Source organism: Stutzerimonas degradans, from assembly GCF_024448505.1.
GTDB lineage: Bacteria > Pseudomonadota > Gammaproteobacteria > Pseudomonadales > Pseudomonadaceae > Stutzerimonas > Stutzerimonas degradans.
In genome coordinates this window covers 128,481-149,568 of sequence record NZ_JAMOHV010000005.1, presented here as the reverse complement: position 1 = coordinate 149,568, position 21,088 = coordinate 128,481, and the positions used below count along the sequence as shown (strand labels likewise).

At 65.2% G+C, this 21,088-nt stretch carries 17 protein-coding genes; 9 read left to right on the top strand and 8 right to left on the bottom strand.

The features are described 5' to 3' along the window. The first annotated feature begins 6 nt into the window (after positions 1–6). The 8 genes from nuoG to nuoN all read left to right on the top strand — a co-directional run bounded on the left by nuoG (position 7) and on the right by nuoN (position 10,045). Positions 7–2,736: an NADH-quinone oxidoreductase subunit NuoG gene (gene nuoG / locus NAV27_RS09365; RefSeq protein WP_102829247.1), complete on the top strand. Its 2,730-nt coding sequence runs from the start codon at positions 7–9 to the stop codon at positions 2,734–2,736. Beyond that, positions 2,733–3,725, top strand: a complete 993-nt coding sequence (gene nuoH, locus NAV27_RS09360) for an NADH-quinone oxidoreductase subunit NuoH (RefSeq protein ID WP_008570156.1) — start codon at positions 2,733–2,735, stop codon at positions 3,723–3,725. Before nuoG ends, nuoH begins: the two co-directional genes overlap by 4 nt. Positions 3,726–3,736: 11 nt before the next feature. Further along, positions 3,737–4,285, top strand: coding sequence for an NADH-quinone oxidoreductase subunit NuoI (gene nuoI, locus NAV27_RS09355; RefSeq protein WP_003289595.1), 549 nt, complete (start codon positions 3,737–3,739; stop codon positions 4,283–4,285). A gap of 78 nt (positions 4,286–4,363) precedes the next feature. Continuing rightward, a complete protein-coding gene (gene nuoJ / locus NAV27_RS09350) occupies positions 4,364–4,864 on the top strand; it encodes an NADH-quinone oxidoreductase subunit J (protein ID WP_102829248.1) in 501 nt (166 codons plus the stop codon). Between the two features lie 3 nt (positions 4,865–4,867). Further along, on the top strand, positions 4,868–5,176 hold the full coding sequence (gene nuoK, locus NAV27_RS09345; protein ID WP_008570159.1) for an NADH-quinone oxidoreductase subunit NuoK: 309 nt from the start codon (positions 4,868–4,870) through the stop codon (positions 5,174–5,176). Further along, positions 5,173–7,017, top strand: coding sequence for an NADH-quinone oxidoreductase subunit L (gene nuoL, locus NAV27_RS09340; RefSeq protein ID WP_102829249.1), 1,845 nt, complete (start codon positions 5,173–5,175; stop codon positions 7,015–7,017). Before nuoK ends, nuoL begins: the two co-directional genes overlap by 4 nt. A gap of 21 nt (positions 7,018–7,038) precedes the next feature. Beyond that, positions 7,039–8,568, top strand: coding sequence for an NADH-quinone oxidoreductase subunit M (gene nuoM, locus NAV27_RS09335; RefSeq protein ID WP_102829250.1), 1,530 nt, complete (start codon positions 7,039–7,041; stop codon positions 8,566–8,568). A gap of 7 nt (positions 8,569–8,575) precedes the next feature. Further along, positions 8,576–10,045: an NADH-quinone oxidoreductase subunit NuoN gene (gene nuoN / locus NAV27_RS09330; RefSeq protein WP_102829251.1), complete on the top strand. Its 1,470-nt coding sequence runs from the start codon at positions 8,576–8,578 to the stop codon at positions 10,043–10,045. Between the two features lie 92 nt (positions 10,046–10,137). Here the strand turns inward: nuoN and NAV27_RS09325 are convergent, their stop codons facing one another. Both NAV27_RS09325 and NAV27_RS09320 read right to left on the bottom strand, forming a co-directional pair. Beyond that, positions 10,138–11,316 (bottom strand): cytochrome P450, encoded by a 1,179-nt coding sequence (locus NAV27_RS09325; protein ID WP_102829252.1) that lies wholly within the window; start codon positions 11,314–11,316, stop codon positions 10,138–10,140. 53 nt (positions 11,317–11,369) lie between these two features. Then, a complete protein-coding gene (locus tag NAV27_RS09320) occupies positions 11,370–11,768 on the bottom strand; it encodes a MarR family transcriptional regulator (RefSeq protein ID WP_081002722.1) in 399 nt (132 codons plus the stop codon). Positions 11,769–11,882: 114 nt separating this feature from the next. Between NAV27_RS09320 and NAV27_RS09315 the strand changes: the two genes are divergently transcribed. Further along, positions 11,883–12,443, top strand: a complete 561-nt coding sequence (locus tag NAV27_RS09315; protein WP_102829253.1) for a YIP1 family protein — start codon at positions 11,883–11,885, stop codon at positions 12,441–12,443. 69 nt (positions 12,444–12,512) lie between these two features. Here NAV27_RS09315 and NAV27_RS09310 read toward each other — a convergent pair whose 3' ends face one another. The 6 genes from NAV27_RS09310 to NAV27_RS09285 all read right to left on the bottom strand — a co-directional run bounded on the left by NAV27_RS09310 (position 12,513) and on the right by NAV27_RS09285 (position 20,995). Further along, a complete protein-coding gene (locus tag NAV27_RS09310; RefSeq protein ID WP_102829254.1) occupies positions 12,513–14,474 on the bottom strand; it encodes a PhoX family protein in 1,962 nt (653 codons plus the stop codon). A gap of 21 nt (positions 14,475–14,495) precedes the next feature. Then, positions 14,496–15,293 carry an energy transducer TonB gene (locus tag NAV27_RS09305; RefSeq protein WP_102829255.1) on the bottom strand — a complete coding sequence of 266 codons (798 nt, stop codon included), beginning with the start codon at positions 15,291–15,293 and terminating at the stop codon, positions 14,496–14,498. Next, the gene (tolR, locus tag NAV27_RS09300) at positions 15,290–15,763 is read right to left on the bottom strand and encodes a protein TolR (protein ID WP_008570167.1); all 474 of its coding nucleotides are present in this window, start codon (positions 15,761–15,763) and stop codon (positions 15,290–15,292) included. Before tolR ends, NAV27_RS09305 begins: the two co-directional genes overlap by 4 nt. Before the next feature lie 11 nt (positions 15,764–15,774). Then, positions 15,775–16,491, bottom strand: coding sequence for a protein TolQ (tolQ, locus tag NAV27_RS09295; protein ID WP_102829256.1), 717 nt, complete (start codon positions 16,489–16,491; stop codon positions 15,775–15,777). Between the two features lie 64 nt (positions 16,492–16,555). After that, on the bottom strand, positions 16,556–18,454 hold the full coding sequence (locus tag NAV27_RS09290; protein WP_102829257.1) for a phytase: 1,899 nt from the start codon (positions 18,452–18,454) through the stop codon (positions 16,556–16,558). Positions 18,455–18,514: 60 nt separating this feature from the next. Then, positions 18,515–20,995, bottom strand: a complete 2,481-nt coding sequence (locus tag NAV27_RS09285) for a TonB-dependent receptor (protein WP_102829258.1) — start codon at positions 20,993–20,995, stop codon at positions 18,515–18,517. Positions 20,996–21,088: the final 93 nt, after the last annotated feature.

Below are 21,088 nucleotides of genomic sequence, written 5' to 3'. Positions count from 1 at the left end.
CTAGAAATGGCCACGATCCACGTAGACGGCAAAGCCTACGAGGTCGACGGTGCGGACAACCTGTTGCAGGCCTGTCTGTCCCTCGGACTCGACATTCCCTACTTCTGCTGGCACCCGGCGCTGGGCAGCGTCGGTGCCTGCCGCCAATGCGCGGTCAAGCAGTACAGCGACGAAAACGATACCCGCGGTCGCCTGGTCATGTCCTGCATGACCCCGGCCACCGACAAGACCTGGATCTCCATCGACGACGAGGAAGCCAAAGCCTTCCGCGCCAGCGTGGTGGAGTGGCTGATGATTAACCACCCGCACGACTGCCCGGTGTGCGAGGAAGGCGGTCACTGCCATCTGCAAGACATGACGGTGATGACCGGCCATAACAAGCGCCGCTACCGCTTCACCAAGCGCACCCACCAGAACCAGGAACTCGGCCCGTTCATCGCCCACGAGATGAATCGTTGCATCGCCTGCTATCGCTGCGTGCGCTACTACAAGGACTATGCCGGCGGTGAAGACCTTGGCGTGTTCGGCGCGCATGACAACGTCTATTTCGGTCGCGTCGAGGACGGCGTGCTCGAGAGCGAGTTCTCCGGCAACCTGGTCGAGGTCTGCCCGACCGGCGTGTTCACCGACAAGACCCACTCCGAACGCTACAACCGCAAGTGGGACATGCAGTTCGCCCCGAGCATCTGCCAGCAGTGCTCGGCCGGTTGCAACATCAGCCCCGGCGAGCGCTATGGCGAGATCCGCCGCATCGAGAACCGCTTCAACGGTGCGGTGAACCACTATTTCCTCTGCGATCGCGGCCGCTTCGGCTACGGCTACGTGAACCGCAAGGATCGTCCGCGCCAGCCGCTGCTGCGCGCCGGACAGGCCCAACTGGGCGTCGACGCCGCACTGGACAAGGCCGCCGCGCTGCTTGCCGGTCGTCGGCTGATCGGCATCGGCTCGCCGCGCGCCAGCCTGGAAAGCAACCATGCGCTACGCGAACTGGTCGGCGCGGACAACTTCTATTCCGGCATCGCCGCCCAGGAACTGCACAACCTGCAACTGATCCGTGAGCTGTTGCAGAACGGCCCGCTGCCAACGCCGTCGATGCGCGAGATCGAAGAACACGACGCCGTCTTCATCCTCGGCGAGGACCTGACCCAGACTGCTCCGCGTCTGGCGCTGTCACTGCGCCAAGCCGTCAAGGGCAAGGCCACCGAAATCGCCGCCGCGGCGAAGATTCCCGGGTGGCATCAGGCCGCCGTGCAGAACGTTGCCCAGCGCGCGCTGAGCCCGCTGTTCATCGCCTGCGTGAGCGAAACCCGCCTGGACGATGTGGCGGCCGAAAGCGTACAGGCCGCGCCCGACGACCTGGCCCGACTGGGCTTCGCCGTCGCACACGCCATCGACCCCAGCGCACCAGCGGTTACCGGCCTGGAAGCCGACGCGGTGCAACTGGCGCAACGCATTGCCGACGCCCTGCTCGCAGGCAAGCGCCCGCTGATCGTCTCCGGCGCGTCGCTCGGCTCCGAAGCCGTGCTCAAGGCCGCAGCGAACATCGCCCAGGCGCTGAAGAACCGCGAGAAGAACGCCTCGATCAGCCTGGTGGCTGCCGAAGCCAACAGCCTGGGCATGGCCCTGCTGCTGGCCGACGAGCGCGCCGACAAGTCGGTGGACGCCGCGCTGCAGGCGCTTCGTAGTGGCCAGGCCGATGCCGTGCTGGTGCTGGAAAATGATCTGTACCGCCGCGCCGCACGCGCCGAGGTGGACGCCGCGCTGGATGCCGCGCACGTGCTGATCGTCGCCGACCACCAGCATACCGAGACCGCCGCGCGCGCCGATCTGTTGCTCCCGGTCGCCAGTTTCGCCGAGGGCGACGGCACCCTGGTCAGCCAGGAAGGCCGCGCCCAGCGTTTCTTCCAGGTGTTCGAGCCGAGCTACTACGACAGCAGCATCCTGATCCGCGAAGGCTGGCGCTGGCTGCATGCACTGCAGTCGACCCGCGAGCATCGCCCGGTGGACTGGACCCGCCTCGATCAGGCGACCGAAGCCTGTGCCTCCAGCCATCCACTGCTGGCCGCGATTCGTGATGCGGCGCCGAAGGCCGAATTTCGCATCAAGGGTCTGAAAATGGCCCGCGAGCCCCTTCGCTACAGCGGTCGCACGGCGATGCGTGCCGACATCAGCGTGCACGAGCCGCGCCAGCCACAAGACATCGACTCGCCGTTCGCCTTCTCCATGGAAGGCTATTCCGGCTCGGCCGAAGCACGTCAGCAAATCCCGTTCGCCTGGTCGCCGGGATGGAACTCGCCGCAGGCCTGGAACAAGTTTCAGGACGAGGTCGGCGGCCATCTGCGCGCCGGCGATCCGGGCGTACGCCTGCTCGAATCGCGCGGCGCCACGCTGCCCTGGTTCGCGCCGACCGCAGCCTTCGCTCCGCAACCGGGGCATTGGCAGGCCGTGCCGCTGTATCACCTGTTCGGCAGCGACGAAACCTCGTCACTGGCCGCGCCGATCCAGACGCGTATTCCGCAACCGTATGTGGCACTGAACGAAGCCGAAGCCGCACGTCTGGGCGTCAACGACGGTGTGCGCTTGGCCCTGCTGGTGAACGGACATGAGCTGCACCTGCCGCTGCGTATCGTTGAAGACCTGGCGGTCGGGCTGGTCGGGCTGCCGGTCGGCCTGCCCGGCGTGCCGGCAGCGTTCGCGGGCGCGATCGTCAGCAATCTGCAGGAGGCTGCGCAATGAGCTGGCTGACTCCCGAAATCATCGACGTGATCATCCAGGTGCTCAAGTCCCTCGTCATCATGCTGGTGGTGGTGGTGGCCGGTGCGCTGCTGAGCTTCGTCGAGCGCCGTCTGCTCGGTCTCTGGCAGGATCGCTACGGTCCGAACCGGGTCGGCCCCTACGGCCTGTTCCAGCTCGCCGCCGACATGCTGAAGATGTTCTTCAAGGAGGACTGGACACCGCCCTTCGTCGACAAGCCGATCTTCACCCTGGCGCCAGTGGTGGCGATGGGCTCGCTGCTGATCGCCTTCGCCATCGTGCCAGTGACACCAACCTGGGGTGTGGCCGACCTGAACATCGGCCTGCTGTTCTTCTTCGCGATGGCGGGCCTCACCGTCTATGCGGTGCTGTTCGCCGGCTGGGCCAGCAACAACAAGTTCGCCCTGCTCGGCGCCCTGCGCGCTTCGGCACAGACGGTGTCCTACGAAGTGTTCTTGGGCCTGTCGCTGATGGGCATCGTCGCCCAGGTCGGCTCGTTCAACATGCGCGACATCGTCGAGTACCAGCAGCAGAACCTCTGGTTCGTCATCCCGCAGATTCTCGGCTTCGCGACCTTCTTCATCGCCGGTGTCGCGGTCACCCACCGTCACCCGTTCGACCAGCCAGAAGCCGAGCAGGAATTGGCCGACGGCTATCACGTCGAATATGCCGGCATGAAATGGGGCATGTTCTTCGTCGGTGAGTACATCGGCATCGTGACCATCTCGGCGCTGCTGACCACGCTGTTCTTCGGCGGCTGGCACGGTCCGTTCCTCGATACCCTGCCGTGGCTGTCGTTCTTCTGGTTCGCGCTCAAGACCGGCTTCTTCATCATGCTCTTCATCCTGCTGCGAGCGTCCCTGCCCCGGCCACGCTACGACCAGGTAATGGCTTTCGGCTGGAAGTTTTGCCTGCCGCTGACGCTGCTCAACCTGCTGGTGACCGGCGCGCTCGTGCTGGCCGCGCAGTAAGGAGAAAATTCATGTTTAAGTACATTGGCGAGGTGCTCCACGGCACCTACACCCAGTTGCGCAGCCTGGTAATGGTGTTCAGCCATGCCTTCCGCAAGCGCGACACACTGCAATACCCCGAAGAGCCGGTCTACCTGCCACCGCGCTATCGCGGCCGCATCGTACTTACCCGCGACCCCGACGGCGAAGAGCGCTGCGTGGCCTGCAACCTCTGTGCGGTGGCCTGCCCGGTAGGCTGCATCTCGCTGCAGAAGGCCGAGACCGAAGATGGTCGCTGGTATCCGGAATTCTTCCGCATCAACTTCTCGCGCTGCATTTTCTGCGGCCTGTGCGAGGAGGCCTGCCCGACCACCGCAATCCAGCTCACTCCGGATTTCGAGATGGGCGAGTACAAGCGCCAGGACCTGGTCTACGAGAAGGAAGACCTGCTGATCTCCGGGCCCGGCAAGAACCCGGACTACAACTTCTACCGCGTTTCCGGCCTGGCCATCGCCGGCAAGCCGAAAGGCGCCGCGCAGTGCGAAGCCGAACCGATCAACGTCAAGGGGTTGCTGCCGTGACCGTATCGCCGCGCCCCCGCTCCTTCCGCCCGCTCGCCTCATGGGCGAGCGACGCCACAGTTTCGAGGACCTGACGTCATGGACTTCGCGTTCTACTTCTCCGCCGGTGTAGCGGTGGTGTCCACCCTGCGGGTGGTCACCGGCACGAATCCGGTTCACGCCCTGCTCTACCTGGTCGTCTCGCTGCTGGCGGTCGCCATGTGCTTCTTCAGTCTCGGCGCGCCGTTTGCCGGTGCGCTGGAAATCATCGTCTACGCCGGCGCGATCATGGTGCTGTTCGTCTTCGTGGTGATGATGCTCAACCTCGGCCCGGCCATTGCCCAGCAGGAGCGAGCCTGGCTGACACCACGGATCTGGATCGGCCCGTCGCTGCTGGCCGGTGTGCTGCTGCTGCAACTGCTTTGGGCGCTGTTCGCCGAACCGAGCAATGCACCGCTGGCGCTCACCAGCGTTGGTCCCAAGGAAGTCGGCGTATCGCTGTTCGGGCCCTACCTGCTGGCGGTCGAACTGGCCTCGCTGCTGCTGCTCGCGGCGCTGATCGCGGCCTACCACCTGGGCCGCCATGAGGCGAAGGAGTAATTCATGCAAAGCATTCCTCTCGAACACGGGCTGGCAGTCGCCGCGATCCTCTTCTGCCTCGGGCTGGTCGGTCTGATGGTTCGGCGCAACATCCTGTTCATGCTGATGAGCCTGGAAATCATGATGAACGCTGCGGGCCTGGCCTTCGTCGTCGCCGGTAGCCGCTGGGCACAGGCGGACGGGCAGATCATGTTCATTCTGGTGATCACCCTGGCGGCGGCTGAAGCCGCCATCGGCCTGGCGATCCTGCTGCAGCTATACCGCCGCTTCAATACCCTCGATGTCGATGCCGCAAGCGAGATGCACGGATGAATCTTCTATTCCTGACCTTCGTTTTTCCGCTGCTCGGCTACTTCCTGCTCGCTTTTTCCCGCGGACGGATTTCCGAGAACCTTGCTGCGACCATCGGCGTCGGCTCGGTGGGGCTCAGCGCGCTGACCAGCGCCTGGATCATCTGGCAGTTCAACACCACGCCGCCGGCCGAGGGGGTCTTCACCCTGCAGCTATGGCAGTGGCTGGACGTCGCCAACCTGCAGGCATCCTTCGGCCTGCATCTGGACGGCCTGTCGCTGACCATGCTCGGCGTAGTCACGGGCGTGGGCTTCCTGATCCACCTGTTCGCCAGCTGGTACATGCGGGGTGAAGAGGGCTACTCGCGCTTCTTCGCCTACACCAACCTGTTCATCTTCAGCATGCTGCTGCTGGTGTTGGGCGACAACCTGCTGCTGCTGTACTTCGGCTGGGAAGGCGTGGGGTTGTGCTCCTACCTGCTGATCGGCTTCTACTTCAAGGAGCGCAAGAACGGCAACGCGGCGCTCAAGGCCTTCATCGTCACCCGCGTGGGCGACGTGCTGATGGCCTTCGGCCTGTTCATCCTGTTCGTCCAGCTCGGCACGCTGAACATCCAGGACCTGCTGACGCTGGCGCCGCAGAAGTTCGCCGAGGGCGATCTGTGGATCACCCTGGCCACCCTGGCGCTGCTTGGCGGCGCAGTGGGCAAGTCGGCACAACTGCCGCTGCAGACCTGGCTGGCAGATGCGATGGCGGGCCCGACGCCGGTGTCCGCGCTGATCCACGCTGCCACCATGGTCACCGCCGGTGTCTACCTGATCGCCCGTACCCATGGCCTGTTCCTGCTGGCGCCCGACGTGCACGAGCTGGTCGGCATCGTCGGCGGCGTGACGCTGGTGCTGGCCGGCTTCGCCGCACTGGTGCAGACCGACATCAAGCGCATCCTGGCCTACTCGACCATGAGCCAGATCGGCTACATGTTCCTTGCCCTCGGCGTTGGTGCGTGGGACGCAGCGATCTTCCACCTGATGACGCACGCCTTCTTCAAGGCTCTGCTGTTCCTCGCGTCCGGCTCGGTTATCCACGCCTGCCACCACGAGCAGAACATCTTTCGCATGGGTGGCCTGTGGAAGAAGCTGCCGCTGGCCTACGCCAGTTTCATCGTCGGCGGCGCCGCGCTGGCCGCGCTGCCGCTGATCACCGCGGGCTTCTACTCCAAGGACGAAATCCTCTGGGAAGCATTTGCCAGCGGACACAACGGGCTGCTCTATGCCGGTCTGGCAGGCGCTTTCCTGACTTCGCTGTATACCTTCCGACTGATCTTCATTGCCTTCCACGGCAAGCCGCAGACCGAGGCGCATGCCGGAAGCGGCCTCGCCCACAACCTGCCGCTGGCGGTGCTGATCGTGCTTTCCACGGTGGTCGGCGCGCTGATCACCCCGCCGCTGGCCGGCGTGCTGCCTGAGAGCCTCGGCCATGCCGGTGGCGAGGCCAAGCACAGCCTGGAGCTGGTGTCCGGCGCCGTTGCAATCGCCGGCATCCTGCTCGCCGCAGCACTGTTCCTCGGCAAGCGCGGGCTGGTCACGTCCATCGCCCAAAGCGCACCCGGACGCCTGCTGAGCACCTGGTGGTTCGCCGCGTGGGGCTTCGACTGGATCTACGACAAGCTTTTCGTGCAGCCCTATCTGTGGCTGTGCCGCCTGCTCGCCCGTGACCCCATCGACGCCACCATCGGTCTGGTGCCGCGCACCGCCCGTGGCAGCCACGCCGCCCTGAGCCGCAGCGAAACCGGCCAGTTGCGCTGGTATGCCCTGTCCATCGTCGGCGGAGCCGTGCTGCTGCTCGGCATCATCCTGCTCTGAATTGCCCAAGGACTCGAAATCGTGATTCTGCCCTGGCTAATCCTGATTCCCTTCATCGGCGGCTTGCTCTGCTGGCTGGTCGAACGCTTCGACCAAACCCTGCCACGCTGGATCGCCCTGTTCACCATGACGCTGCTGTTCGGTCTGGGCCTCTGGCTCTGGAGCAACGGCGATTACAGCCTGGCGCCGACGCCTGAAGCCGGCTCGACCTGGGCGCTGGAGTTCAAGCACGTCTGGATCGAGCGCTTTGGCATCAACCTGCACCTGGCACTCGATGGTCTGTCGTTGCTGATGGTGCTGCTCACCGGCCTGCTCGGTGTGCTGTCGGTGCTCTGCTCGTGGAAGGAGATCCAGCGCCACGTCGGTTTCTTCCACCTCAACCTGATGTGGATCCTCGGCGGCGTGGTCGGCGTGTTCCTCTCGCTGGACTTGTTCCTGTTCTTCTTCTTCTGGGAAATGATGCTGGTGCCGATGTACTTCCTCATCGCGCTCTGGGGTCACAGCTCCGAAGGCAAGCGTTCGCGGATCAACGCGGCGACCAAATTCTTCATCTATACCCAGGCCAGCGGCCTGATCATGCTGGTGGCGATCCTCGGGCTGGTGCTGGTGAATTACCACAACACCGGTGTACTGACCTTCGATTACGCCCTGCTGCTCGACGCCGAGCTCGATCCGAAGATCGAGTTCCTGCTGATGCTCGGCTTCTTCATCGCCTTCGCGGTTAAGTTCCCGATCGTACCGCTGCACGCCTGGTTGCCGGCTGCCCACGCCCAGGCCCCGACCGCAGGCTCCGTGGACCTGGCCGGCATCCTGTTGAAAACTGCCGCCTACGGCATGATCCGCTTCGCCCTGCCGCTGTTCCCCGAGGCTTCGGCGGACTTCGCGCCGATCGCCATGACGCTCGGCCTGATTGGCATCTTCTACGGTGCACTGCTGTCGTTCGGCCAGACCGACATCAAGCGTCTGGTTGCCTACTCCAGCATCTCGCACATGGGGTTCGTGCTTATCGGCATCTACTCGGGCAGCGAGCTGGCGTTGCAGGGCGCGGTGGTGTTGATGATCGCCCACGGCCTGTCGGCTGCTGCGCTGTTCATCCTCTGTGGCCAGCTCTATGAGCGCCTGCATACCCGTGACATGCGTGAGATGGGCGGTCTGTGGTCGCGCCTGCCGTGGCTGCCGGCGCTGAGCCTGTTCTTCGCCGCCGCCTCGCTGGGCCTGCCCGGTACCGGCAACTTCGTCGGCGAGTTCGTGGTGCTGTTCGGTGCTTTCGGCCAGTGGCCGTGGATCGTGGTGATCGCCACCTTCGGTCTGGTGCTCTCCTCGGTGTATTCGCTGGCGATGATCCATCGCGCGCATTTCGGTCCGGTCAAGGCCGAGGGCAGCCTGCGCGGGCTGGACGCGCGCGAGGTCGGCATGATTCTGCTGCTGGCGGCGCTGCTGGTGCTGCTCGGGGTCTATCCGCAGCCGGTATTCGACACCTCGCTGGCCACCATGAGTGGCGTACAGCAGTGGTTCAGTACCGCTTTCTCCCAACTCGCTTCGGTCCGGTAGTCGCGCTATGGAATTCACTCAACAACACTTCATCGCCCTGCTGCCGTTGCTCATCGTCAGTGCCACCACCGTGGTGGTGATGCTGGCGATTGCGTGGCGTCGCAACCATGGCCTGACCTACATGCTGACCGCAGCCGGGTTGGTTCTTGCGCTGCTATCGATTGCGCCAGCGTTGCAGGTAGCGCCGCTGGAGGTTACCCAGCTGCTGCAGCTGGACCGCTTCGCCTACTTCCACATGGCGCTACTGCTGCTGGCCACGCTGGCCTGCGTCACCCTGGCGCATGCCTATCTGGGCGAGAAGCCGGGCGGCCAGGGCTTCCCAGGCAATCGCGAGGAACTCTATCTGCTGATGGTGCTGTCGGCCCTCGGCGGTCAGGTGCTCGTGTCCAGCCAGCATCTGGCCGGTCTGTTCATCGGCCTGGAGCTGCTTTCGGTGCCGGTCTACGGGCTGGTCGCCTACGCCTTCTTCAACAAGCGTTCGCTGGAAGCCGGAATCAAGTACATGGTGCTGTCGGCCGCCGGCAGCGCGTTCCTGCTGTTCGGCATGGCGCTGCTGTACGCTGAGTCCGGTAGCCTGAGCTTCGCCGGCATTGGCGCCAGCCTGGCGGCGCAACAGTCGACCGTTCTGGTGCAGGCCGGCATTGGCATGATGCTGGTCGGGCTGGGCTTCAAGCTTTCGCTGGTGCCCTTCCATCTGTGGACGCCGGATGTCTACGAGGGCGCTCCGGCACCGGTTTCCGCATTCCTCGCCACTGCCAGCAAACTCGCCGTGTTCGCTGTGCTGCTGCGCCTCTACCAGCTGTCGCCAGCGACCAGTGGCGGCTGGCTGAACGATGGTCTGACGCTGATCGCCATCGCCTCGATCCTGATCGGCAACCTGCTGGCGCTGAATCAGAGCAACCTCAAGCGCCTGCTCGGTTATTCGTCCATCGCCCACTTCGGCTACCTGCTGGTGGCGCTGATCGCCAGCGAAGGCCTTGCTGTCGAGGCAGTCGGCGTTTACCTGGCGACCTACGTGCTGACCAGCCTCGGTGCCTTCGGTGTGATCACGCTGATGTCCAGCCCATTCCAGGGCCGCGACGCCGATGCCCTGTACGAGTACCGCGGCCTGTTCTGGCGCCGGCCGTACCTGACTGCGGTGCTCACCGTGATGATGCTGTCGCTGGCTGGCATTCCGATGACGGCGGGCTTCATCGGCAAGTTCTACGTGATCGCCGCTGGCGTGCAATCGCAGCAGTGGTGGTTGCTGGGCAGCTTGATCATCGGCAGCGCCATCGGCCTGTACTACTACCTGCGCGTGATGGTGACGCTGTATCTGGTCGAGCCCGGCATACGCCGTCACGACGCACCGCTCAACTGGGGTCAACAAGCCGGTGGCATCATGCTGCTGGCCGTCGCCGCCCTCGCCTTCCTCCTCGGTGTCTACCCGCAGCCACTGCTGGAACTGGCTCAGCATGCGATCTTCGCTACGCTCTGAGCACCGCACCAGATAACGAAACGCCCCGATTACTCGGGGCGTTTCTGTTTTCGGACTTCAACCTCAGGCACTGCGCGAGGTGCGCTCGTCGCTCAGCCGTGCGGGGTAGCGTTCTCGGCCTTCTCGATATGCAGGGGTAGCGAAGAAAACCCGCTGGCGGGAAAGAACGCCTTTACCGGTTGCTGATCCGCCAGCAGCGCCATTCGGCGGGTGCGCCCCAGCAGCTCCTCCATCACAACGCGCAGCTCCAGCCTGGCAAGCGGGGCTCCGGGACAGACATGGATGCCGGCGCCATACAGCAGATTCAGCTGCGGCTCGCGGTCGAGACGAAACTCATCGGGATCGCCGAACACCGCTTCGTCGCGATTGGCCGATGCCCAGATGAGCGCCAGACGCGTACCGGCCGCCAACGTGCGCTCACCCAGCGTGACCTCTCTGGTGGTGACCCGCCGGTTCATAACGAGCGGCGCGTGGATGCGCAGTATCTCGTCGATGGCGGCCGGCAGCAGCGCCGGCTGCTCGCGCAACTGCTGCTGCAACGCGGCATGGCCGGCGAGGTAATGCACGAGGATGCCGATCGAGGCGGCAATGGTACCCAGCTCGCCGACCGTCCAGTTACGCAGGATGCTGACGATTTCATCGTCGGTCAGCGGTCTGCCCAAGGCCTGATCGCGCAGCAGACGGGTGGTCACGTCGTCTGGCGCCGCGCTACCGGCGTTGCGGCGCGCCGTGAGCAGATCCTTGATGTAGCCGTCGAATTCTAGCGCAACCGCACTCATCGCCGCTTCGTCCCTGGCCAACGTCGCCGCCTGGTTCTTCAGCGTCCACAGGCGCAGCGGCTCGTGCAGCTCCACCGGCCAGCCCAGCCAGGCGCACTGAATCTGCAACGCGAAAATCTGCGCAAAGTCCGCCATCAGCTCGACATCCGCCTGCTCCGGCAAGGCCTGCACCAGCCGTACCGCAACCTCCCGGCACACCGGCGCGAAGGCTTCCATCTGCTGCGGCTCGAAGTAAGGCTCGATGAGCCGCCGGTACGCCGTATGCTCCGGCGGGTCCATGCCGTTGGGCACGGAGGGGAAACGCGAGACGGCGTTGCTGTAGGTCTCGTGGTCCATCAATACGTGCATGACATCCGCGTGTCGGAACAGCGAGGTGTAGCCGTAACGACTGGTTGCCACCGGGCAGCGACGGCGCATGTCGTCGTAGGTGGCCAACTGGTCCTTGAGTACCGCCTCGGATCTCGGATCCCAATCGGCTGATTTATTCTCCATAGCAACTCCTCTTGCGGACCTCTCGATAATCGGACCGCCTCGGTGGTGATGAATTATTCGGCCCTGTCCCAACCCGGCAGGCTGAACTCCGCACGCAGCAGTTGCACCTCTTCCTGATGCAATTCGGCGATGCGCGCCAGCAGCTCCTCGCCGGCAGGCAGCAGGTGAACCTCAACCTGACGCCGGTCTTCCCGCCCCGCCTTTCGCTCGACCAAGCCCATTTTTTCGCAGCGGTCGATCAGCGCCACGACGCTGTTATGTTTCGATTGCAGCTGTTCGGCGAGCTCACCAACCGTCGCCCAATCACGCGCCGAAGCGCCACGAATCTGGAGCAGCAGCTGGTACTGCAGCGCCGTCGCACCGTTTTCCAGGCACAGCAACTCGCTGTTGCGCAGGAATCGGCGCAGGCGATGACGGAAATGCGCCAGCCGCTGGTAATCGGATTTTTCCAAGAGACGATTTCCTCGTTGACCTTTTCGCAGCATTGTGCACGATATATATCACACCACGATATATATTTCACCGGAACCGCCCAGCCGATTCCGTCCGCCCCAGAAAGGAACGTCATGAATCTCCTTGTCCTCATGCGCATGCTGTTGTGCAGTGCACTCGCCCCTTCCGACTGGACGAGCGATCAACTGCCGCCTCGAATCCGGCTCTGGGCATTCATCGTGCCGCTGTCGCTGTTGCCGCCGACGATGATCGCCCTGCTGGACGCACCGCTGAGCGCCTACCTGCCCATCTTCCAGATCCAGCCCTCGACGGGCACGGCCGGCCTGTTCTTCGGTGGCGAAATATTTTCGGTGTTCGTGATGGGCTGGCTGATCAAACACGTCGCCCACGCCTGCAGCCACGACGTGACCTATGCCGAAGCTTATCTGGTAGCCACTATCGCCTGCGTGCCGCTATGGCTGTCATCTCTCGGCCTGCTGGTGAACAACCCGTTTCTGAACACGGTGCTACCGCTCAGCGCGCTGGCCTCGTGCTGCGTCCTGCTCTACCAGGGCACCTGTTCGCTGTGCCGGGTGGACGACCGCCTGGAGGCGGCCGCCATCACCCAGACGGCGTTCGGCGCGGCCGTCATCGTCTGGATGATGGTGCTGCCGTTCTTCTGGACGGCCGCCTGACGGCGATCTCGGGCCAACGAAACCGTTACAAGCCTCTAGCCACATCGCGCGGGCCGCGCCACAACAGCCTCAGGTGCCGATCACGCCACCATCGTCCCGCGTAATCAGCACCGTCGAAGAGCGCGGTCGCGACTGACCATCACTGGCCGGGAAGCTCAGCTCGGGGTGCTGCACGTTGATCCACATGGCGCGGTAGTCCGGGCTCCAGGTGATGCCGGTGATCTCGCAGCCACGCGGCCCGACCAGAAAGCGACGCACCTCACGCGTGCCGGGATCGGCGCATAGCAGCTGGTTGGTCCCCATGACCTGCATCGCCGGTTCGTCGTCGCCGTAGTCGGTCTGTATCCACAGCCGGCCATCGGCATCGAAGGCCAGACCATCCGGCGAGGAGAACGCATCGCCCTCGATGGTGCCGGTCAGATGTGCAGGCACGGGTTTGCCGTCCGCACCGCGCGCGCCCTTTCGCTCGCCAGCGAGCAGGAAAATTTCCCACTCGAAGCGCGTCGCCGCGGGGTCGCCTCCCGCCTCACGCCAGCGCAGGATCTGCCCGTGCAGGTTCTGCGGGCGCGGGTTCGCCTTGTCGACCGCCGCCTTGTCCCCGCGTTGATCGTTGTTGGTCAGGGTGACGTAGACCTCGCGCGTACGAGGATGCACCGCGACCCATTCCGGGCGGTCCATGGGCGTTGCGCCGAGCCGGTCGGCTGCGGCGCGCGCGTTAAGCAGCACCTCGGCCTGGCTGGGGAAGCCATGCTCGGCGGTCAGGCCGTTCTGCCCGTGAACCAGCGCCAGCCAGCGACCGCTGCCATCGGCGTCGAAACGCGCAACGTAGAGCGTGCCGTCATCGAGCAGCTGGCGATTCTGCTGATCCGCGCCGGGTACATAGCGGCCGCTGGGGACGAACTTGTAGATGTACTCGCCGCGCGAGTCGTCGCCGGAATAGAACGCCATGCGTCCGTCCTCCCCCAGCGACAACACCGCGCATTCGCGGCAGTAGCGACCGAATGCGGTGCGTTTGACCGGCTGCGCCTGCGGATCGAAGGGATCGATCTCCACCACCCAGCCGAAACGGTTCGGTTCGTTGACATAGCCGCCGTGCGGCAGGCTGGCATCGGGTGTGGCATCGAAGCGCTCGTCGGCACTTTCCCAGCCGTAGAGCTTGCTGCGCTCACCGCCGGCAACGCCGTAGCGGGCGTGCGCGGTACGTGCGGCCAGGTCCTCGGCATCGCGATTGAGGAAGTAGTTGTGCCAGTTTTCCTCGCAGGTCAGGTAGGTGCCCCACGGCGTGAAGCCGCTGGAACAGTTGTTCAGCGTGCCAATGATGCGGGTGCCGCTCGGATCGGCGGCGGTTCGGAGCAGTTCGTGCCCGGCCAGCGGGCCGCCGACGGCCATCGGCGTCAGCGTGCTGATGCGCCGGTTGTAGCGCGACGGATGGACCCGCTGCCACTGGCCGGAGGCATCCTTGCGCACCTCGATGATGCTGACGCCATGCGCCGCCTGCTCCTTGCGCACCTCTGCCAGCGGCCGGCGGCCATCCACCAGGCTCATGCCGTCGGGGTGCAGCGGCGGATTGACGTACTCATGGTTGATCGCCAGCAAACCGTGCTCGGTCGGCGCGTCCGTGAACGGGAAAAAGTGCATGCCGTCGTGATTGTCCCCGGCCTGCAGCAGTTGTGCCTGCCAGTCGTCGCTGGCATCGGCTTTCCATTGCGGTGCGTCGGTCTCCACCCGGTCGCCCCAGGAAAAGAACACCCGCGCACGATAGCCCGGCGGTACCTGCACGCTGTCGAAGGCCGGATCCAGCTGCGCCGGAACGGACTCGAAACCCAGCAGCCGACTGCGTGCCGCAACCGCTCCACAAGCGGACAGCCCGCCGCCGAGAAAGGCCATGCCCGCCAGGCCCAGGCTGCCCTTGAGCAGCCCGCGCCGGCTGTGGTCGACCAGATCGCTCAGGCTCGGCTGGCGGCCCGGATTGATCGACTGATCGTCGAGCGCCGCGAGGGCGGCGTGAAAGTCGCGAAAATCCTGTTTCATATCGATTGAATCCTGAACGCGTCATTCGATGCGGTAGTGAAAGGTGTTCTGTACGCCACGCACCGTCACGGCCTGGCCGTCGACGATGCGCGGGTGGTAGCGGAAACGCTTGGCCGCCTCGAGCGAGGGGCGGATGAACAGCGGATGGCACTGCCCCGCCACTTGCGGCGACACCACGCGACCGGTCGGATCGACGTCGTAACTGACCGTGCATTCGCCCTGCACGCCCGAGTCCAGCGCGCGCTGCGGATACACCGGCGGCGCCTTGGCGATGGGCAGGTACTGCCGGTCCGCCGCGGCGGCGGCCTCGCGCCGCGCCTGTTCGGCCGCCGCGACACGGGCTCGCTCGGCTTCGATTCGGCGCCGGGCCTCGGCAGTGCGTTCGGCCTCCTGAGCCAGACGCTGCTGTTCACGCTCGCGGGCCTGCCGCTCGCGCTCGACGGTCTCGCGCTGCTGGCGCAACTGCTGTTGGCGGGCCGCTTCGGCGACCCGCTTCTGCTCGGCCCGCTTGAAGGCCAGCTCGGCTTCGGTCGGTGCCGTGGGCTCCGCCACCGGCTCCGGTGCGGCAGCTTCGGGGGGCGGCTCGACCGGCGTTTCGGGCAGAGCTTGCGGCTCGACCGGCACCGGCAGGCTCACCAGCTGGGTGCGCAGGATTTGCGCATTGCTCGGTGCCTCGAATGTCGGCGTCCAGCTATTCAGCAGCACTGCTGCACCCAACGCCAGGTGCAGGCCGATCGCCCCCAGCAGCGCCAGCCCTTGCGAGGCGTGGGACGGCGCAGGTTCGCGCAGCATCGCCGCGTCCATCAGCGCCGCATTCATGGCTGTCCAGCCCCCGGCGCCAGCGTATCCGGCGCTTCAGTGATCAGCCCGAGGTTGACCACCCCGCCGCGCTGCAACTCGGCGATGGCGGCGACCACGCGCCCGTAGTCCGCGGCATCGTCGGCACGAACATAGACCTGGGCATCGCCGTGCACGGCGATGAGCGACGCCACCTTGGCGCGCATCTCCGCCAGCTCCACGGCCGTGTCCGCCTGTTGCTCGATGTCGATCTCGCTGCCCAGGTTCCAGTAGAAGCTGCCGTCCGCCTTGACCGAGAGGGTGAGCAGCTTGCGCTCGTTCTCCGTCGGCAGCGCCTCGGCGGCGACCTTGGGCAGCTCGATGTTCACGCCCTGCACCAGCATCGGTGCGGTGACCATGAAGATCACCAGCAACACCAGCATGACGTCGATGTAGGGCACCACGTTCATTTCCGCCTTCGGACCGTGCTTGCGCTGAGGCCTGACTAGCATGGGCGTTCTCCTCAGGCCGCGGCGGCGGCGAAGCTCGGCGCGCTGGCATGCAGTCGCGGCAACAGACGGGCTTGCAGTTCGTTGGCGAAGGCGTAGTAGCGGCCGGCGAGCGCTTGACCGCGGGCGGCGAAGCGGTTGTAGGCGATCACCGCCGGAATCGCCGCGAACAGGCCGATCGCCGTGGCGATCAGCGCTTCGGCAATGCCGGGCGCCACGGTGGCAAGGGTGACCTGCTGTACCTGGGAAAGCCCGATAAAGGCATTCATGATCCCCCACACGGTGCCGAACAACCCGATGTACGGGCTCACCGAGCCGATGGTGGCGAGTGCCTGCAGGCCGTGGTCCAGACGCTCCTCCTGCTCGGCGACCGCCACATAGAGGCTGCGATCCACCGCTTCGCCGAGCGTCTGCGGGGCAAGGCCGGGCTGGCGCTGCAGCTGGCTGAACATCTGCAGACCATCGCGGAAGATGCGCTGCAGCGCAGCCTCCGGCAACCGCGCCTGGTGCTCGACGTCGCGCTGCAGCTGGGCCAGATCAGCGCTCTGGCGGAACTGACGCAGGAACTCGCGCAGCAGGCGCTCACTGCGCCTAAGCACCACGCTGCGCTGGATGATCAGATACCAGCTGGCCACCGACGCCAGCACCAGAATCGCCATGACGGCCTGAACCACCACGCTGGCCTCGCTGACCAGCCCCCAGATCGACATCTGTTCGACTGCATGTTGCATCGCTGCTTCCTCCTGCCCGGCCGGGCAGCTGTAAGTGAATGACGGCCGCGTTACCGGAAGATGACTATTCCAGGCCCAGGGCATCGGCCACCGCGGTCCACGGCAGGTACTTGTAGTTCTGCGTGCCCTCGGGCATCCGCTTGCGCCCGTCCTGCACTACCAACAGCCCCTGGCTCCACGGCCCGCCGAGGTTGACCGAGGTGACTTCCAGACCATCGGTTTCCGAGGCGCCGTCGATGCCGTGCGCAGCATTGAGGCCGATGCGGAACGCACCACGCACGGCATAGGGCGCCGTGGCATCCAGCACCACGTAGCTGTCGTTGCCCTGGCTGGAGATCACCAGATAGTCGGCGCGCTGGCCGTGGTACAGCGCCAGCCCTTCGATATCGTCGTGCACGCTTTCGCCCACGCCGATGACCTTTTCCAGAGCGGTCGGCGCGTTGGCCGCGGCACCCAGCGTCCACACAGCAACGTCTTCCTCGCCGATGAACAATCGCTCGCGGCGGTCGTCCGCCACACAGCCTTCCGGCTGGCTGTCGACCTTGAAGCGCCGTACCAGCTCACCCCGGGGCTTGCCACTGCGCCCATCGAGGCGGTACTGCAGGAAGGTGCCGTCCTTGTCGTTGGCGAAGGCATGGATGGCGCCCTGGCGATCCTTGAACAGGCAAAGTCCGTAGATGTCCGCGAGCGGCGTGGCGATCTGGCCGATGTTCTCCAGCCGGCCGTTGGCCGGATCAATGGCGAACAGATGCAGGCTGTTGCGATCACGATTGCTCGCCACCGCCAGATCGACCTGGCGCTGACCGAGACGGAAGCCGTCGCGTACATCGACGTTGTTCAGCCGCCCTACTGGCAGGCTCTGCACCTGGCGGCCCTGCAGGTCATACACCACCAGCCCGCCCTTCTTGTCGGTGCCCAGCACCCGGCTTACGCCCGGTTCGCTGCGGTTGACCCAGATGGCCGGGTCGTCAGCCGCATCGCCCAGGCTCGGTACCGGGCCGCTCTCGACCTCGGCCGGCAGCAAGGGCAACGGCGGCTTGCGCGCGACCGGCCGTGGCGTCCAATCGAGAGCAGCCTGGCGGCTACCGCGATCATCCACCAGCAGCAGCGCCAGGCCCTCGGGCGTCGCTCGCGCGCTGATCTGCTCAGGCTCGTCGAAGCCCTTCAGCGCCAATACCTGACTGGCCTGCCAGCCATCGGCCTGCTCCTGATAAAGGTGCAGCGCCGCGGCTTCGGCATCCAGCAGCAGCACGCCACCGGGCACCAGCGCCATGCCTGCGGCGCCCTCTGCAAGCCCACCAAAGGGAGCGCGCAGGTCCACCGGAACCCGTTCCAGCGGCGCCTCGGCGTTGGCGGGATAGGTCCAGAGGCCGACCGCTTCCTCGTTGACGAACAGCCGCCCGGCCGCATCGTCGACCTGACAATGACTGCTGCCCGGCGGCAGGCTCAGGCCGCGCACACGACGGGCCTCGCCCAGCAGTTGGCCGTCCGCGCCAACCAGCCATTGCTCGCCGACGCCTTCCTCACCGACGAGGAACAGAAAGTCGTTGCGACCGGCATCGCGGAACAGGCACAGCCCTTCGATGGCGAAAGTCGTCTTGGGCAGAAACAGCGGTGCGCTCCACTGCCCCCCGCGAGTCAGCCCGACGAGCATCGCCTGCTGGCGTTTGCGCTCGACGGTCGCCAGCAGCAGCCCCTCGTCACTCTCGCGGTGATCGAGTCCCTCGAAACGTCCAGGGAGGTTGGCCCGCACCTGCCCCTGTGGGTCGAGCAGTCGCAGGCCCTGGCCGTCCAGTTCGACACGGTCGAACCCGTCCGTGCCCAGCAGCCGTGCGGCCTCGATCACAGCGGGTGCGGCCGCGGCGACGGACAAGGTAGCCGCGGCGCGCTCACCCGTGCTTTGGCAGGCGGCCAGCGCGATGCAGGTGGCCAGCAGGAGTTTTCGTTGCAGATGTACGTACATGAAGTGTTCCAGTCAGGCAGCCGCCCGCCGTCACCCGAGTGGGTGACGGGACGGCAAGGGTCAGAAATGGGTGAGCGTCAGGCCGAGCTTGTAGGTCGGGCCGTACTCTTCGTACTGGGCGTTGTAGCGCTGGCGGCCGGCGTAGACGAAATAGGCTTCGTCGGTCAGATTCAGCGCCTCGAAGGTCAGCTGCAGGCTGGGCGTGATGAAGTAGCCGGCCTTGAAATCGACGAACAGCTGGCCGTCCACATACAGGTCATGCGCGGCATCGTCGACGCCGGAAACCTCGGCCAGGTACTCGGACTTGTAGTTGGCCGCCAGGCGCGTGTTGAAGCGCTCGTTCTCCCAGCCAATCATGAGGTTGCCGACGGTATCGGAGTGATTCGGCAGGTCGATGCTGCGCTTGGCGCCCTGTCCTTCGATATCCGCATCGGAGCGACTGAACGTGGCGTTGGCGCCCAACAGCAGGCCGTTCCAAGGGGCCGGCAGCCAGTCGAATTTCTGCGAATAGGCCAGCTCGATGCCATAGAGCGTGGCGCCACTGCCGTTCTCGTAGCTCAGCGCCTCGGCGAAGTTCGCCCACTGGCCGGTTCCGGCCAGGTCGGTGTTGTAGATGAAGTTGTCGATGTCCTTGTAGAACAGGAACGCCGAGACGGCGCCGGCCCGGCCCATGTAGTGCTCGATGCCCAGATCGTAGTTCACCGACTCCAGCGGTTTGAGGTTCGGATTGCCGAACTCCGCCTCGTCGTCCTCGATGACGAAGCCGGGCGCCAGCTGGCCGAACGTCGGTCGCACCACGCTGTTGGTCCAGGCTGCACGCAACTGCGTGCTGGGGCTCAGCTGGTAGCGAGCGTGCAACCCCGGCAGCCAGTGCTCGTAGCGTCGGCTGCTGGATATCGTCTCGAAAACCCCGTCACGCACACCCGTACCCTTGGCACTGAAGTCGGTGCCCTCGTAGCGCATGCCCGCGATGAAGCGCCAGCGGTCCAGATCCAGGGTGTTCATCACATAGGCGGCATCGATGTCCTCGCGCATGTCGAAGTCGTTGATGCGCGACTGTTCCTCGTCATAGAACTCGCTGGCGTCGAACCCACCGATCAGGCCCTTGATGCCCGATGCACTGATACCCGGACCGAAGCGACCGAGGCCGTAATCGACGCGTCCAGCCTGGAAATCGGCCAAGGTCAGGTCATCGAAATCGTCGTAGACCCAGATCTCGCTGTCGTTTGACTTGTCGCGGCGGCTGAGCTTGCCGCCGAACTTGAGCTGCGCCGCGTAGCCCTTAAGGTCGTAATCGCGCGCCAGATCCAGGCGGATGTTTTTCTCGCGGTCGCGGGCATCGCTCTTCTCCCACTCCACCTCGTCAAGCTCGAAGCGGGACGGATCGTAGAAACCCGATTCGACGGCCAGCCGCGGCTTGCGCGTGCTGGAAAAGCCCGCATCGCTGAAGTCGCCCTCGAACACGGCACCGGCGATACCGCCGGGGTTGCGCTCGCGCGACTCGCTGTAGCCGGTCTGGCCGCTCAGCGTCCACAGGCCAAACAGGCGTTCACCACCGAACACATAGGATTGGATGGTCTGGGTGTCCTCGCGCGATTTGAGTTCGCGCCAGCCCTCGGCGTCACCGCGCTCGCCGGCCTGCTGCGCCTCCTCGAAGGCGACCCCGGCGGCGTTGCGCGTCTCGGTGTCCTTGAAGCGGCTGTAGAGCGTGCGCAGATAGTAGCTGCTGAGATCATCCGGCTTGTAGTCGAAGTTGAGGCCGAAGCCGGTGCGCTCGCGGGTGATCTCATAATCGCGCTGTTCCAGCTCTTCGAGCCGCGCGCCGTCCTCAAAATCCCATTTGCCGCCGGTTTCGACGTTGTCCGAACCGAAATCGCGCTCCTGCCAGCTCAGCGCCGCGGCCACGCCGAAGTTGTCGACACCATCGCCCAGGCTGAAACGGTTGCTGAAGGCGCCGGAGAATTTCGGGCTGGTCTTGCCGACGTTGTCATCGTGGCTGCCTTCGCCGCTGATGCTGTAGAACAGACCGTCATGATCGAAGGCCGACAGGCTTTCCACTTCGATGGTGCCGCCCAGGGAGTTGGCGTCCATGTCCGGGGTGAGCGTCTTGACCACCGACAGCGACTGCACCAGTTCCGACGGCAGTACATCGAGCGCCACGGCCCGCCGGTCGCCTTCCGGCGAGGGCACCAGGGTGCCGTTGATGGTCACGCTGTTCAGGTCCGGCGCAATACCGCGCACGCTGACGAAGCGGCCCTCGCCCTGATCGCGCTCCACCGACAGCCCCGGAATGCGCTGCAGCGCCTCGGCGGCATTGTCGTCCGGCAGCTGGCCGATGCCATCGGCATGCACCACGCTCTTCACGCTGTCGGAACTGCGCTGTTCCTTGAGCGCCTTGTCGATGCTCACCGCCTGGCCGACCACTTCGACGTGCTCGACACCTGCCTCCTGCGCCAGCGCTGCCGAGCTGGCGGCAATCGCCAGCGCCAGTGCGCTGATCCTGAATCGCTGTTTTCGCTGTTGGTAGCAATGAGCGCTCATCCCGTCCCCTCTCCGGAACCCATCCGGGCCGATCCCGGAACTGCAGCGGACGGTAGGCAGGCACCGTGGCAGTTCTGTGACAGCGCGGGTGCG